This window comes from Methyloceanibacter sp., assembly GCF_035650995.1.
Lineage (GTDB): Bacteria > Pseudomonadota > Alphaproteobacteria > Rhizobiales > Methyloligellaceae > Methyloceanibacter.
The window spans coordinates 1-14,393 of the sequence record NZ_DASRGO010000144.1 but is presented as its reverse complement, the minus strand read 5'-3'; the positions used below and the strand labels follow the sequence as shown (position 1 = coordinate 14,393).

The following is a 14,393-nucleotide window of genomic DNA, read 5'->3' as shown; positions in this document are numbered from 1 at the left end:
CGACCGGAACCTGCCCATCTTCATAGCATGGACAACATCGATATCGGCACGATGGTGCCCGGCCGCTACTGGCACGGGCTCGCCGACGGCCGCGTGCAATGCGACCTCTGCCCGCGCGAGTGCAAGTTGCACGAGGGGCAGCGCGGGCTCTGCTACGTGCGGGCGCGCGCGAATGACGCGATCGTCCTCACCACCTATGGCCGATCGTCGGGCTTCTGCCTCGATCCCATCGAGAAGAAGCCGCTCAACCATTTCCTGCCGGGAAGCGCGGTGCTTTCCTTCGGCACGGCGGGCTGCAATCTCACCTGTAAGTTCTGCCAGAACTGGGATATCTCCAAGGCCCGCGCCGACGACCGGCTGCAGCAATGCGCTTCGCCCGAAACGATCGCGCAGGCCGCGGTCGCAAGCGGCGCGCGCTCGGTCGCCTTCACCTATAACGACCCGGTCATCTTCCTCGAATATGCGGTGGATGTCGCTGCCGCCTGCCGCGAGGCCGGGGTCAAGACCGTGGCGGTTACCGCGGGCTATATCGGCGAGGCGGCGCGGCCCGAGTTCTTCGCCGCGATGGACGCCGCCAATATCGATCTCAAGGGCTTTACCGAGGGATTCTACCGCAATCTCTGCACCGGCTCGCTCAAGGCCGTGCTCGATACGCTCGTCTACGTCAAGCACGAGACCAAGACCTGGCTCGAAATCACCACGCTCCTGATCCCGGGAGAAAACGATTCGTCCGAGGAGCTTGCCGCTCTGAGCGCATGGGTAATGGAAAGACTGGGTCCCGACGTGCCGCTTCATTTCACGGCGTTTCATCCCGACTGGAAGATGCGCGACAGGGAGCCCACGCCGCCTTCGACGCTGAAGCGCGCGCGCGACATCGCGCGCGATGCCGGCCTTCGCTACGTCTATACCGGCAACATCTATGACGAGGCCGGCCAGAGCACCTATTGCCATGGCTGCGGCGCGCGCGTGATCGGACGCGACGGCTACATCATCACGTTCTGGGGCCTCGATGCGAAGGGCGCGTGCGCGGCCTGCGGCACGCCGTGCCCCGGTCTGTTCGAGGCGCGGCCGGGAAGATGGGGCGCCCGCCGCGCGTCCCTCGTTATCCGCGCAGCATGACTGGGGCGGATTCCGGCAATCCCGTCCTGGTCGAGGTGATCAGGGGGGCGCTCGCCGAGAGCCGCCACACCGGCGCTGTCGCCATCTCCGACGCTCACGGGCGCCTTATGCTTGCGCTCGGCGACGTCGAGCGGCCCATCTATCCGCGCTCCGCCATCAAGGCGATGCAGGCACTGCCGCTGATCGAGAGCGGCGCGGCCGATACCTTTGCGCTCGGCGAGGACGAGCTTGCCGTCGCCTGCGCCTCGCACAGCGGCGACAAAGTGCATGTCGAGGCGGTGCAAAGCCTGCTCGCCAAGGCTTCCCTCGAGGAGAGCTATCTTGCCTGCGGCGCGCATTGGCCGATCAGCGAAGACGCGACGCGGACGCTGATCTGGGCGCGCGAGCGGCCGCGCGCGATCCACAACAATTGCTCGGGCAAGCACGCCGGCATGCTCGCGACGGCGCAGCATCTCGGCCTCGAGCCGCGCGGCTACGAGCGCCCAGACCATCCCGTGCAGGTCATGATCGCGCGAATCATTTCAGAGACTTGCGACGTTGACTTGGATCCCTCTCGCATGGGCATCGACGGCTGCTCGGTGCCGACCTTCGCCCTTCCGCTCAGGGCGCTCGCGCGAGGCTTCGCGAGACTGGGGAGCGGGGAGGGACTGCCGCCCGAGCGCGCCTCGGCGGCGCGTCGGCTGTTCCATGCCTGCTTCTCGGAGCCCGCCCACGTCGCGGGCGAGGGGCGCTTCGACACGATCGTGCTCAGGGCGCTCGCCCCGAATTGTTTCACCAAGGGGGGCGCCGAGGGCGTGCATTGCGCGAGCCTGCCCAAGCTCGGCCTCGGCATCGCGCTCAAGATCGACGACGGCGCCAAGCGCGGCACCGAGCTTGTCATCAGCGAGATCGTCGCGGCGCTCATCCCCGAAGCACGCGAGGCTCTCTCCGGTCAGCTCGACGGCGAGGTCCTGAACTGGCGCGGAACCCGGGTCGGCCGCATCGCGCCGAGCGAGGCGCTGCGGAATGCGATGCGAGCGCTCGCAAGCGAGCGAGCCCGCTAGCGGGCGACGTTCGCCGAGAGGACGAGGTTGCGATAGGCCTCGGCGCCCGAAGTGGCGAGGTCGGGGCCGACCGCGGTCGGGCCGCTCATGGCGCGGATCGCTCCGTCCTTGGTGCCCGAGATCAGATTTTCGGCGATGAGCGCTGTGCCGGCCAACTGGTCGGCCGAAACGCCGATGCCGATATGGGTGTCGCGGATGAGATTGCCGGTTACGCTCACGTCGCGAAGATAGCGCCCCCAGCCGATCACGATGCCGTAGCCCGGAGCGCCTTCGATGACGTTGCCGTTCACCACACTGTCGGCCTCGATGGCGATGCCGACCCCCCGCGAGTCGGCGTCCTTGCGGAAGAAGATGTTCCGGATGAGGTTGCCTTGCACCACGGCGAGCCGGCCGCCTTCGTTGAAATTGGTGACCGACACGCCCATCGCCGCGTTGTCGACGATGTTGTTGGCGATCACCGCGCCCTCAAAGGAGAACTCGGCATAGAGCGCGACCTCGCCCAGACGCGCACAGGAATTGCCGATCATCTGGCAGTTGGAGGCGGAATTCGCCCGGATCGCCGAGAAGGCGCAATCGGCGATGCGGTTGTTGGTCACCATCACCGAGCCAGCGCGGAACACGTTGATGCCGTTGCCGTTCTGGCCGCTGCCGCCGCTCTTCGCGGCGATGCGTTCGATGCGGTTGGCGGTGACCAGGGTGGCGTCCTCGCCGACCTCCGACCGCCAGATGAGGATGCCATTGTCGCCGCAGTCGTGCACGGAGTTGTGGGTGATCTCGAGTCCGGCCGCGTCCTCGCTGAACAACCCTCCGCCACGGATGTCGCCGAACTCGCAATCGGCGACGCGCCCCGACACTTTGCGGAGTACTATGCCGTCGGCTGAGCTTCCCGTGACCTGGCAGTCCGACAGGGTCAGCCCCTTAACGGTTTCGGCGATAAGCAAGGCACCGCCCTCGACCGGCTTCGCTTCGCCGGCAAGGGTAAGTCCGGTGAGGCGGATACCGTTTGCGTTGGCGATCGCGATGAGCGCGCCGCCGCCGTTGTAGTGCAGCACCGATTTCCCAGGCACGCCCTGAATCTCGGTGCCCGATTGCAGCGTGAGCTTCGAGGTCGTGTAGTCGCCGGGCGGGAGAAAGAACGGCGTACCGGAGGCCGCCGCCTTGTTGGCGGCCTCTTGCAGGCTCGCGGTCTGGTCGACGCCGCCGCCCGGAACGATGCCATAGGTGCTGAACGGCTGGGGCAAATCGGGTTCCTCGCTCGCCGCCGCGGTCCGTCGTCCTGCCGCCACAGCAACAACGCCGAGCCCGGCCAGCATCAGGTCGCGGCGGCCGATGCTCATAGTGCGGCTCTGCCAGAGGTCGCGGGACCTTGCGCCAGAGATCGAGACGCCCGGTCGAACTGAAGCGCGAAGCACAGAACGGCTTCGGCACCGTCGAGCAACGCCGCCTCGTCGAAAGGACCGCCATGATTTGCCAAGGGTGGGATGTGGACGAAAAGAACGGTGGGTGTCCGTGCCTGCCGGGCCGCCCAGTCGAGCGAGAGGTAATAAAGAAAGTTGCAGAGATAACGGCCGGCCGAGCGCGAGGGCAGGGCGGGAATGCCGCGCTCTCTAAGATGCGCCGACAGCGGGACGGCCGGGAGCAGCGTATCGAGCCGCGCATGACCTTGCGCCAGGATGGCGCGGCTTCGCGGCAGGGCGCCCGCGGCGTCGGCACGCGGGCTCGCGCGATTATAGGCCGACTGCTCGATACGAAATCCGCGGGCGCTTTGGCTGAGGCCGAAATGAATCGCTACATGGGGTTGGAGCGTCTCGTGCAGGGTTTGCGCGAGGCTCGCAATCGCTTGCCATTCGGTGGGAAGAACGTGCGAATGAAGCTCGGCGTCGAACCCCGAAAGGCGTTCGGGCAACGCCTCGGCAAGCCACGCCGAGGGGTTGACGGAAACTCCGGGAAAGGGGCCGAACCCGGTCAACAGGACGCGCATGGCTTCCGGCTTACTCCGCCGCCTCGGTCCAAGGGAAGCGGTTTTGCGTGCCGAGGTTACTCGTGATCCTTGATGCCGGCGAGATGGGCAAGCTCGTGCGCCGCGGCGCCGGGCGTCATCTTGCCCGCGCGCACCTTCTCCTCCATCTCGCGGAAATGGCGCGCCGCCCGCTTGCCGCCCTTGAAGGCCGCAAGCAGGCGCTGCTCGAAGATCTCACGCATCCAGGCGACGGCCTGCTCGGCCCGGCGGGCGTCGAGCGCGCCCGAGGACTTCAGCGCCTTGAAGCGCTTGCGAATCTCCGCCCATAGCTCGTCGAGACCGCGATTGTCGCGGGCGGACAGGGTCAGCACCTGCGGGTCCCAGTTCTTTTGCCCTGCGGCGAGGATGTGCAGGCCGGTGCGGTATTCCATCGCCGCGCGATTGGCGCGCTCGACATTGTCGCCGTCGGCCTTGTTGACGGCGATGACATCGGCGAGCTCGAGCAGCCCGCGCTTGATGCCTTGGAGCTCGTCGCCCGCGCCCGGGATGGCCACGACCACGAACACATCGACCATGTTGGCGACGGCAGTCTCGGATTGTCCGACGCCAACGGTCTCCACCAGAACCACGTCGTAGCCGGCGGCCTCGACGAGGGCGATGGTCTCCCGCGTCGTCTTGGTGACTCCGCCGAGGCTGTCGCCCGCGGGCGAGGGGCGAATAAAGGCCGAGGGCTCGGAGGAGAGCCGGCCCATGCGCGTCTTGTCGCCGAGGATCGAGCCGCCGCTCCTGGAGGAGGTCGGGTCGACCGCGAGCACCGCGACCTTGTGGCCCTGGGCGGTGAGGTTGAGCCCGAGCTGATCGATGAGGGTCGATTTGCCGGCGCCGGGCGGCCCGCTGATGCCGACGCGGACGGCGCCGCCGGTCAACGGCAGGAGCCGCTCGAGCAGGTCGGAGGCGCGGGCCTGGTCCTCGGGCTTGGCGCTCTCGATCAGGGTGATGGCGCGGGCGAGCGCGACCCGGTCGCCGGACCTGATCGCCTCGACGGTCCGTTCGCTGTCCCGCTTCGCTTTGGCCTCACCCTGCATGGCATGCGGGTAGGGGCAAACCGGCACGAACGCAAGATGATTTGGCTTGCGGTCCGGTCAGCTTGCCGTCTTGGGCTCGCGGCCCACGCGCACGAGACGCATCAAGATAACGATGGTCGCGAGCGTCGCGAGATAGGCAATGAGCTGAAGGCCGTTCGGCTTGTCGGTGTAGCCGATGAGCACGTGTAGCATGCGGCCGGGGATGCTCGAATCGGGCAGGAGCCAGGAGGTGTCCCACAGCTTGGTATGCAGGGCGGTGACCACGCCGGCCGACTGGAGGAAACGCACCGCCTGGGCGGCCATGCCGGCCGCGAGCAGAGCGAGGAGCATGCTCGTCACCTGGAAGATGTAGCGGGTGGGGATGGCGATCAGGCCGAAATAGCTCAAGCCGGTGACCGCTGCGCCTGCGAGAAGGCCGAGTAGGCCGCCCGCGAGCAGCGAGCCTTGCGAGGTTCCCGCCACGACGATGCCGTAGAGAAACAGCACGATCTCCGATCCTTCGCGCATGACTGCGACGAAGACCGCGATCGCCAGCGCGGTCAAGGGCTTGCGCCCCGCACTGACGTCGGCTCCGACCTGTCGAAGCTCGGCCACGAGCTCCCGGCCGTGCTCGGCCATCCACACATTGTGCCACGTGAGGCTGACGACGGCGATGATGAGCACGGCTGCGTTGAGCAGCTCCTGGCCAGAGCCGGCAAACGCGTCGGAGATGGCGCCGGCAAAGGCCGCGACCACGCTCGCCCCGATCACGCCGGCGAGAATGCCGAGGCTGACCCACCAGCCGCGGCCTTCGATGCCGCGGGTCGCGGCGAGCACGATGCCGACGACGAGCCCGGCCTCGACGACCTCGCGGAAGACGATAATGAGCGCGCCGAGCATGGTCTATTCCGCGACGATTACGCCCTTGGCGGTGTCCTCGTGATACTCGCCGTAGAACTCGTAGCGGCCGGGATCGAGCGGCCCGAGCTTGATGGTGGCGCTTTGCCCGCCGGCGATGACCTTCTCGACGTCGAGGCCTTGGCTTTCGAATTCCTCGGCGCCGGCATCCTGGTTGTCGACATGCAAGGCGATCGGGCGGTCGGCGGGGACGTGAATCTCGGCCGGCTCGAAGCGGTGATTCTGGATGATCACAGAGAAGTCATCGGCAAAAGCGGGGGCGGCGATGCCTGCCGCACCGAGCAGGGCAAGCGCAAATAGGCGCATGGGTCCTCCTTCGACGAGTAGAACGTGTTTTTGACTCTGCTTGCCCAGCGACACGAGCATTGAACCAGCGACATTCGTCCCGCAAGAGGCATGAAGCATGGGCTCCGCCGGGCGTAGCCACCCTGGAGTCATTCCAAACAGTCTCGTTCGATAAGCTGCTGATTAAAAATGGTTTTTAACATTTTTGGGCACGCGCTCGACCGCGACTTGCGGCGATCCGACGCAACCCCGCCGCAACGCGCGATACCGGCCGCTTACCGGCGCAGCACGCCGATCACTCTGCTCGCGAAGCTCAGGCGCTCGGCCATGACGCTGACGACATAGGCGAGGAGAGCCTGAGCCAGCTCTTCGTTCTCGCGCTTGATGCGCTCGTAGGTTTCACCGCTCAGCACGTAGAGCACGCTCGGGGCCTCGGCCTTGATGGTGGCGCTGCGGAGTCCTTTGGTGATCAACCCCATCTCGCCGATCGTGGTGTGGGGCCCGAGGCTCCGAACGCGAACGGGATGTTCGTCATCTCGGTTGACCAAAATGCCGATGCGGCCCTCCAGGATGAAATGCATGGAGTCGGCGGGATCGCCTTGCGCGGCGATGATCTCGTCCTTGCCGACTTCGAGCCGCTGGCAGAGCGTGGCAAGATCTTCTGCCAGTTTGGAGCTGCCGAGCGCCCGACTCAGCCAGTCACGCCATGTGACCCCGCCGCTTCCCTTGGTGAGATGCGCCGCGATCACCGCGTTCTCGCAAGCTTCGAGAGCGTGGTCTAGATCGCCGGAACGAATCACCTCGCTCGTGATCACGCCGCGGGCGAGGAAGGCGCGCTCAACCTCGCTCGGCAGATCGACGAGGACGAGGCGCGCGCCCGCCTCTTCCGCCACACGCTTGATCTGCGTGAAGCTGTGTATCGCCGAGGAGTCGATTCCGGTCACGAGGCCGAAGTCGAAAACGAGGAAGCGCGTGCCGGGCTCGCGGGCGAAGAGGGCCTTGACCTGCTGATAGAGCCGGTTGGCCGAGCCGAAGAACAGGTAACTTTGCAGGCTCATGCCCTGAATCTGGCGACCCCGCTTGGCAAGCACGGCAAGCTCCTCAGGACCGCGATCGAGCGTCGAGCGGTATTCGGTGCCGTCGAAGCTGAACTTGACGGCATTCACCCGGCTCGCGCTGAAAGCGAAGGTAGCGCAGCCGATGATCACGCCGATCAGCACCCCGGCGATGAACCCGATCTTGATGATGAGAACGGCGATCGCCAGGAGAGAAGCGTATTCGAGCAGCGAGATACGCCGTGCGGAAGCGATGAGCCACTCATAGACGAGCTGGGCACCGAGATAGAGCAACAAGGCGCCGAGGACGAATTTCGGCACGTAAGCGAGGAAGCCCGGATTGACGGCAAGCATGAGGGCCGCGACCGCCGCGACGGTCAGACCCGACAAGCGTCCGCGGCCGCCGGCCATGTAATTCAGCGTGGTTCGGTTCAGGGTGATGGTGCTGACATAGCCGCCGAGCGCAGCCGTAACCAGATTGGCGAGGCCGACCGTGGTCAGCTCGCGCTTGAGGTCCGCCTCCCGCTTGGTCACGAACTCTATGCCGGTGGTGTTGAGCAGCGTGCTGATGGCCGTGACGAACATCACGGCGAAGAGATCGCCGCTGAGCGCGGGAATGTCCTTCCAGGGAAACGCGCGCAGATCGGCAAACTCCCACGTCGGAGTGAGGCCGATCGCCGCCGGCGCCTTGAACAGCCATCCGGCGGCTTGCGCCTCGGCCAGGCCAATCCCGAGGAGCGCGAGAACGACATGCGTCGCCGCGATTCCGGCCAGCAAAATGCCGGGGACCACATAGGGGCTATCCTTGCGCAGCTTCAGCGCAAAGCGGAGCGTAACGGCGATCGCGCTCGCCGCCACAAGCTTGGCGAGACTGGCGGATTCGAGCAGCGAGAGGCCGATGGCGCGGTCGGTGATCACGCGCACGGCGCCGCTCACCATGAGGCAGCCGGTGGCGCCGAGGAATCCGCCGATGACGGGGTAGGGAATGTAGCGAATGGCAGCGCCCGCGCGCGCGAAACCGAGACCGAGAAGAAACACGCCGGAAAGCGCCGCGGCCATAGCCATGATAATGATGACCGGGGCGAGCAGATCGTCGGGCGCGCCCTCGACGGCGAAGCGCGCCATGAGCGCGGAGACGAGCGTCGCCGTGACCGCGACGGTGGTGGGATCGGGGCCGGCAACGGCGAAGGGAAGGGAACTGCGGGCGGAGACGACGGCGGCGCCGATGGCCATGGTGACGAACGTCGCGGCGATGCCGTAGGCGAGCCAGGTGTTGAGCGGCGGGGCGAAGATCAGGGCCGCGAAGGAGAGTCCGTAGGCGACCGAAATGACGCTGCCGACAAGGCCCGCGAAAATGTCGGCGGCGGACGAGCGGACAATCCCGGCGAGCGTTCCCTTCGCCCCCCTCTCGTCATTCGTGAGAAGCATGTCGGTCCGTCCCCGCAACGTCTTGGCGCCCCGCGCCGAGCGCCGGTTTCAAAAACACCGAGCCGCTTCGCCCCAATATCGCGCCGGCGCACCGATAGGCGGGAGATGTGACAGGTCTCTGACGCGCCCCGGCCCGCACCGGCCGTTCGTGGCCAGGAAAGCCTATTCCGCAGCCTGCTGCGAGGCGCCCTTGGTGTCGCAGCCGAGCTTCTTGAGAAGGTCGATCGCGGCATCGGCAATCGAGGTGCCGGGACCGAAGATCGCCTTGGCGCCCGCCTCGTAGAGGGCCGGATAATCCTGCGGCGGGATCACGCCGCCGACCACGATCATGATGTCGCCGCGCCCTTGCGCCTCGAGCGCCTCGCGCAGGGCGGGAACGAGGGTGAGATGGCCCGCGGCGAGCGATGACACGCCGATAATGTGGACGTCGTTCTCGACCGCTTGGCGGGCGGCCTCCTCCGGCGTCTGGAACAGGGGCCCGATATCGACGTCGAAGCCGAGATCGGCGAAGGCGGACGCGATCACCTTCTGCCCGCGGTCGTGCCCGTCCTGGCCCATCTTGGCCACGAGGATGCGCGGGCGGCGGCCGTGCCCGGTCTCGAACTCTTCGATCAAATCCTTGATGCGGCTCACGTTTCCGTCCATGCGACCGATCTCCGCCTTATAGACCCCGGTGATCGCCGAAACATCGGCCCGGTGGCGGCCATAGACCTTTTCCAGAGCATAGGAGATTTCGCCGACCGTTGCCTTAACGCGGGCGGCCTTGACCGCGAGGTCGAGGAGGTTGCCCTTCCCCGTCTCGGCGGATTTGGTGAGCGCGTCAAGGGCGCTTTGCACCTCGGCCTCGTTCCGCTCGGCCTTGAGCTTGGCGAGCTTTTCCAGCTGCTGGCGGCGCACGGCGCGGTTGTCGACCTTGAGGATGGCGATGTCGGCATCACTTTCGGGGCGGAACTTGTTCACGCCGACGATGGTCTGCTTCTTCGAATCGATGCGCCCCTGCGTTGCGGTTGCGGCCTGCTCGATCATGCGCTTGGGGATGCCGGCGGCGATGGCCTTGGTCATGCCGCCGATCTTCTCGACCTCCTCGATATGCTTCAGCGCGCGCGCGGCCAGGTCGTAGGTCAGCCGCTCGACGAAGAAGCTGCCGCCCCACGGGTCGATGATGCGGGTCGTCCCGGATTCGGTCTGCAGAATGAGCTGCGTGTTGCGGGCGATGCGGGCCGAGAAGTCGGTCGGAAGCGCGAGCGCCTCGTCGAGCGCGTTGGTGTGCAGCGACTGGGTGTGGCCTTGGGTCGCCGCCATGGCTTCGACGCAGGTGCGCACCACGTTGTTGAACACGTCCTGCGCCGCGAGGCTCCAGCCGCTCGTCTGGCAGTGGGTTCGAAGCGCAAGCGAGCGCGGGTCCTTGGGATCGAACTCGTCCTTGAGCAGCTTCGCCCAGAGCAGGCGCGCGGCGCGCATCTTGGCGATCTCCATGAAGAAGTTCATGCCGATCGCCCAGAAGAAGGAAATGCGCGGCGCGAACGAGTCCACGTCGAGCCCCGCCTTGACGCCGGCGCGCACATACTCGATGCCGTCGGCGAGCGTATAGGCGAGCTCGAGGTCGGCGGTCGCTCCCGCCTCCTGCATGTGGTAGCCGGACACCGAGATCGAGTTGAATTTCGGCATGTGCTTCGACGTGTAGGCGAAAATGTCCGACACGATGCGCATCGAGGGCGCGGGCGGATAGATGTAGGTGTTCCGCACCATGAACTCTTTGAGGATGTCGTTCTGAATGGTGCCGGAAAGCTGCTCGGGCGGAACGCCCTGCTCTTCGCCGGCGACGATGAACAGCGCGAGCACCGGCAGCACCGCGCCGTTCATGGTCATCGACACCGAGACCTTGTCGAGCGGGATGTGGTCGAACAGGGTGCGCATGTCGTAGATCGAGTCGATGGCCACCCCCGCCATGCCGACATCGCCGGTCACGCGCGGATGGTCGGAGTCGTAGCCGCGATGGGTGGCGAGATCGAAGGCGACCGAGACGCCCTGCTGGCCTGCGGCGAGGTTGCGCCGGTAGAAGGCATTGGAGTCCTCGGCGGTCGAGAAGCCGGAATATTGGCGCACCGTCCACGGCCGCTGCACGTACATCGTCGGGTAGGGGCCGCGCAGATAGGGCGCGATGCCCGGCATCCCGTCGAGGAAGTCGAGGCCCGCGAGATCGCCCGCTCCATAGCTAGGCTTGACCGCGATCCCTTCCGGCGTCTGCCACGGCTCGGCCGTCGCGGTTTGAGCACTGGCGGCGCCCACGGGAGCGAAGGTCACGTCTGTGAAGGAAGGAATACGCGTCATATCTTGTCAGATCTCGTCATAAGCCGCGTTCAGCATCGCAAGCGTATCACAGCCCTGGTGAAGGAAGGTGCTGACGCCGGCCTTTTCCAGCGCGTCCCGGTTGGCGCCAGGCTTGCCCGCCAGGTAAACGCGAGAGGCGCCCGCTTCGATCAGCGCCTTTGCGGCAGGCGCGGCCTCGCTCGCATAGACCTTGTCGGAGGAACAGAGGCAGGCGAGCTTCGCCCCCGATTCCGCGAATCGTTTCGCGAGGTTGTCGCCCTTTCCTTCCACCGCTTCGATGCCGCCGGCCTCGAACAGGCTCTTGGCGAAGGAGGCGCGCGCGGTGAAGTCCGAGGCTCGGCCGAGACAGGCAAGGAAAACCTTCGGCCGCGTGCCGTGCTCGGCAAGATAGGCGTCGCTCCGGTCCCGCAAGCGCTCGAAGGGCTCCGCGAGCCGCATGCGTGGCAGCGCGGTCGCGCCGGTCGCCGCCTCAGCGCGCGGGCTTGCGAACACCGCGACCTTGTCCTCGGCAAGATCGGGGAAGTCACTCGTGCCGATGATCGCATCCTTGCGGGTCGCAACGTTCGTCTCGCGCTCGGCACGAACTCTCGCCACCACGCGCTGGATCAGTCCGCTTTCCAGTGCTTGAGCGGCGCCACCGGCCTTCTCAATGCGCTGGAAGAACCACCACGCCATGCGGCACAGCTCCTCGGTCAGAGCCTCGATGGCGCCCGAGCCCGCGGCGGGGTCGGCAACGCGGTGGAGATTGGATTCTTCGATCAGAATGGTTTGGGTATTGCGGGCGATGCGGCGGGCAAAGGCGTCGGGCGCACCGAGCGCGGCGCTGAACGGCAGCACCGTCACCGCATCGGCGCCGCCCACGGCGGCTGCAAGAGCCGCAATGGTGCCGCGTACGATATTCCCGTGCGGATCGCGCTTCGTCATCATGCGCCAAGCTGTTTCCGCGGCAACGAAGGCGGGTCGGGGGTCTAGCCCGCAGGCCTCCTCGATGCGGGGCCACAGCTTCCGCAAGCTGCGGAACTTGGCGATGGTGAAGAGCTGATCCTGGTCGGCGGCCAGGCGGAAGAAGATCAGGCGCCGCGCCGCATCGAGATCGAAGCCGTGCGCCTCGAGCGCACGCAAATAAGCGAGCGCGTTGGCGAGCACGAAGCCGAGCTCCTGGGCCTCCGAGCCGCCCGCCGCATGAACGGGCCTCCCGTCGGCAACGGCGAAGGGACCGGCAAAACCCTTGGCCACGAGATCGCCGATCAGTCCGGTGACCACGGGCGCGAGCTCGGGCCAGGGCATGGGGAATGCACCGCGCATGGCCCGCGCGCCTAGGGGATCGAAGCAGAAGCGCATGTCGAGCGCGGAGGGCTTCAGGCTCTTGGCGGCGACGTAGTCGGCCATCAACTTGGCCGCCTGGCGCGACGGCGGTCCGAAGTCGAGCTCGACCGCGATGCCGGCGTCGAGATAGACGCTCTCGAGCGCTTGCGCGATCGCGGCCTCCGTCGCCGGCAGCGCGTAGCCATAGTCGCCGACGGCGCCTTCGAACACGAACGTAAGCCCGCTTGCGCCGTTGCTCAGGTCCTCGAGCGCCTGAGCGTTGGCGGCCCTTGCCTCAGGCAGGTCGATGCGCTGCATGACGGACCACGGCCTGCCGGCGGCGCGCCCGGCGATGCGCTCGGCTTGTTTCGCGCGCCGGTAGAGCGGCTCGATCGGGATGCCGTCATAGCTCTTCGATCGGAGCGTATCGAAAGGCGCCCCCTTGAGCGCTTCTTCGACAAGGGCCTTCCACGCCGCCTCGTCGGCGGGTGCGAAGGTGCGGGCGAGCGTCAGTTCCACCATTCTCCTCAACGCGCTATGCGGGTGAAGTCCCCTCCTAGCATGAAGCTTTAGCCGACCGGAAGCGTTGCAACGCAGGAGCCGCGTGCCTTGGCCGCCTTTGCGGGAGCCAAGTCAGAGGCTAGAGTGGCAGAGGCGGCTTTCAGGGGAGGAATGGCGAATGGCGAAGCGCAAGACGGCGGCGCCGAAGGACGATCCAAGCGGAAGCGATGCGCCTTCTGCCGCGCCGTCCGACAGCGTCTATATCGGCAAGAGCATCAAGCCCGAGTTCATCCTGCTCCGGCTCGCCAATCGTCACGGGCTCGTCACCGGCGCGACCGGCACCGGCAAGACCGTCACCCTGCAAGGTCTCGCGGAGGGCTTCTCGGACCAGGGCGTGCCGGTGTTCTGCGCCGACGTGAAGGGCGATCTTTCCGGCGTGTCTCAAGCCGGCGAGATGAAGTCCTGGATCGAGGCCCGCGACAAGCTGATCGGCTTTACCCAGGATTTCAAAGCCTATCCGGTCATCTTCTGGGATCTGTTCGGGAAAATGGGCCATCCCATCCGCGCGACTGTGTCCTCGCTCGGAGCGCTACTCTTGTCCCGCCTCATGGACTTGAGCGAAGCGCAGGAGGGCGTGCTCAACATCGCCTTCAAGATCGCCGACGACGAGAAGCTGCCGCTCATCAATCTCAAGGACTTGCAGGAACTGCTGGAGAACTTGGCGGCGCGGGCGAGCGATCTAACGACCAAATACGGCAACATCACCAAGGCCTCGGTCGGCTCGATCCAGCGCTCGCTCCTGGTGTTGCAGCAGCAGGGCGCCGAGCATTTTTTCGGCGAGCCCGCGCTCAAGATCAGCGACCTGATGCGGGTCGCGCGCGACGGGCGCGGCTATATCGGCGTGCTCTCGGCCGAGAGGCTGATGCAGTCCCCGCGGCTCTACGCGACCTTCCTTCTGTTCCTCATGTCGCAATTGTTCGAGCAACTGCCGGAGGTGGGCGATCCCGACAAGCCGAAGCTCGTGTTCTTCTTCGACGAGGCGCATCTCCTGTTCAAGGACGCGCCGAAGGCGCTGCTGGAGAAGGTCGAGCAGGTGGTGCGCCTGATCAGGTCGAAAGGCGTCGGCGTCTATTTCGTGACGCAGAACCCGCTCGACATTCCCGACACCGTGTCGCGCCAGCTCGGCAATCGCATCCAGCATGCGTTGCGCGCCTTCTCGCCGCTCGAACAGAAGGCGGTGAAGGCGGCGGCCACGACCTTCCGCGCCAATCCCGCCTTCGACACCGAGAAGGCGATCATGGAGCTCGGCATCGGTGAGGCGCTGGTCTCGACGCTCGACGACAAGGGGCAGCCAACCATCGTGCAGAAGACCTTGGTCAGACCG

Annotated in this window: 11 protein-coding genes; 3 read left to right on the top strand and 8 right to left on the bottom strand. The window is 66.3% G+C overall.

All coding sequences use genetic code 11. From position 1 onward, the window contains the following. The coding region (amrS, locus tag VFB18_RS10955; RefSeq protein ID WP_324974893.1) for an AmmeMemoRadiSam system radical SAM enzyme at positions 1 to 1,119 on the top strand (1,119 nt) is incomplete at its 5' end. Continuing rightward, positions 1,116 to 2,162, top strand: a complete 1,047-nt coding sequence (locus tag VFB18_RS10950) for an asparaginase (RefSeq protein ID WP_324974890.1) — start codon at positions 1,116 to 1,118, stop codon at positions 2,160 to 2,162. The genes amrS and VFB18_RS10950, both read left to right, overlap by 4 nt. Here the strand turns inward: VFB18_RS10950 and VFB18_RS10945 are convergent. The 8 genes from VFB18_RS10945 to VFB18_RS10910 all read right to left on the bottom strand — a co-directional run bounded on the left by VFB18_RS10945 (position 2,159) and on the right by VFB18_RS10910 (position 13,030). Continuing rightward, positions 2,159 to 3,499 (bottom strand): TIGR03808 family TAT-translocated repetitive protein, encoded by a 1,341-nt coding sequence (locus VFB18_RS10945; protein WP_324974886.1) that lies wholly within the window; start codon positions 3,497 to 3,499, stop codon positions 2,159 to 2,161. The two genes, VFB18_RS10950 and VFB18_RS10945, sit on opposite strands and share 4 nt — an antisense overlap. After that, on the bottom strand, positions 3,496 to 4,143 hold the full coding sequence (locus VFB18_RS10940) for a pyroglutamyl-peptidase I (RefSeq protein ID WP_324974883.1): 648 nt from the start codon (positions 4,141 to 4,143) through the stop codon (positions 3,496 to 3,498). Before VFB18_RS10940 ends, VFB18_RS10945 begins: the two co-directional genes overlap by 4 nt. A 56-nt stretch (positions 4,144 to 4,199) precedes the next feature. After that, complete coding sequence (gene meaB, locus VFB18_RS10935; RefSeq protein ID WP_324974880.1) at positions 4,200 to 5,207, bottom strand: methylmalonyl Co-A mutase-associated GTPase MeaB; 1,008 nt, start codon at positions 5,205 to 5,207, stop codon at positions 4,200 to 4,202. A gap of 57 nt (positions 5,208 to 5,264) precedes the next feature. After that, positions 5,265 to 6,086 carry an FTR1 family iron permease gene (locus tag VFB18_RS10930; RefSeq protein WP_324974876.1) on the bottom strand — a complete coding sequence of 274 codons (822 nt, stop codon included), beginning with the start codon at positions 6,084 to 6,086 and terminating at the stop codon, positions 5,265 to 5,267. Between the two features lie 3 nt (positions 6,087 to 6,089). Continuing rightward, positions 6,090 to 6,410: a cupredoxin domain-containing protein gene (locus VFB18_RS10925; RefSeq protein WP_324974873.1), complete on the bottom strand. Its 321-nt coding sequence runs from the start codon at positions 6,408 to 6,410 to the stop codon at positions 6,090 to 6,092. Positions 6,411 to 6,664: 254 nt separating this feature from the next. Further along, on the bottom strand, positions 6,665 to 8,872 hold the full coding sequence (locus tag VFB18_RS10920) for an SLC26A/SulP transporter family protein (RefSeq protein ID WP_324974870.1): 2,208 nt from the start codon (positions 8,870 to 8,872) through the stop codon (positions 6,665 to 6,667). A gap of 162 nt (positions 8,873 to 9,034) precedes the next feature. Continuing rightward, entirely contained in the window at positions 9,035 to 11,203 is a 2,169-nt protein-coding gene (gene scpA, locus VFB18_RS10915) for a methylmalonyl-CoA mutase (protein WP_324974868.1), read from the bottom strand. Between the two features lie 6 nt (positions 11,204 to 11,209). Then, positions 11,210 to 13,030: a methylmalonyl-CoA mutase family protein gene (locus VFB18_RS10910; protein WP_324974864.1), complete on the bottom strand. Its 1,821-nt coding sequence runs from the start codon at positions 13,028 to 13,030 to the stop codon at positions 11,210 to 11,212. Between the two features lie 157 nt (positions 13,031 to 13,187). Here VFB18_RS10910 and VFB18_RS10905 point away from each other — a divergent pair. Then, positions 13,188 to 14,393 (top strand): helicase HerA-like domain-containing protein (locus VFB18_RS10905; protein ID WP_324974861.1); only part of this gene is annotated, 1,206 nt, incomplete at its 3' end.

Excerpts from the sequence above, each read along its gene's own strand:
- VFB18_RS10950 (WP_324974890.1), top strand. The coding sequence starts at position 1,116 with ATGACTGGGGCGGATTCCGGCAATCCCGTCCTGGTCGAGGTGATCAGG.
- VFB18_RS10945 (WP_324974886.1), bottom strand. The coding sequence starts at position 3,499 with ATGAGCATCGGCCGCCGCGACCTGATGCTGGCCGGGCTCGGCGTTGTT.
- VFB18_RS10940 (WP_324974883.1), bottom strand. The coding sequence starts at position 4,143 with ATGCGCGTCCTGTTGACCGGGTTCGGCCCCTTTCCCGGAGTTTCCGTC.
- meaB (WP_324974880.1), bottom strand. The coding sequence starts at position 5,207 with ATGCAGGGTGAGGCCAAAGCGAAGCGGGACAGCGAACGGACCGTCGAG.
- VFB18_RS10930 (WP_324974876.1), bottom strand. The coding sequence starts at position 6,086 with ATGCTCGGCGCGCTCATTATCGTCTTCCGCGAGGTCGTCGAGGCCGGG.
- VFB18_RS10925 (WP_324974873.1), bottom strand. The coding sequence starts at position 6,410 with ATGCGCCTATTTGCGCTTGCCCTGCTCGGTGCGGCAGGCATCGCCGCC.
- VFB18_RS10920 (WP_324974870.1), bottom strand. The coding sequence starts at position 8,872 with ATGCTTCTCACGAATGACGAGAGGGGGGCGAAGGGAACGCTCGCCGGG.
- scpA (WP_324974868.1), bottom strand. The coding sequence starts at position 11,203 with ATGACGCGTATTCCTTCCTTCACAGACGTGACCTTCGCTCCCGTGGGC.
- VFB18_RS10910 (WP_324974864.1), bottom strand. The coding sequence starts at position 13,030 with ATGGTGGAACTGACGCTCGCCCGCACCTTCGCACCCGCCGACGAGGCG.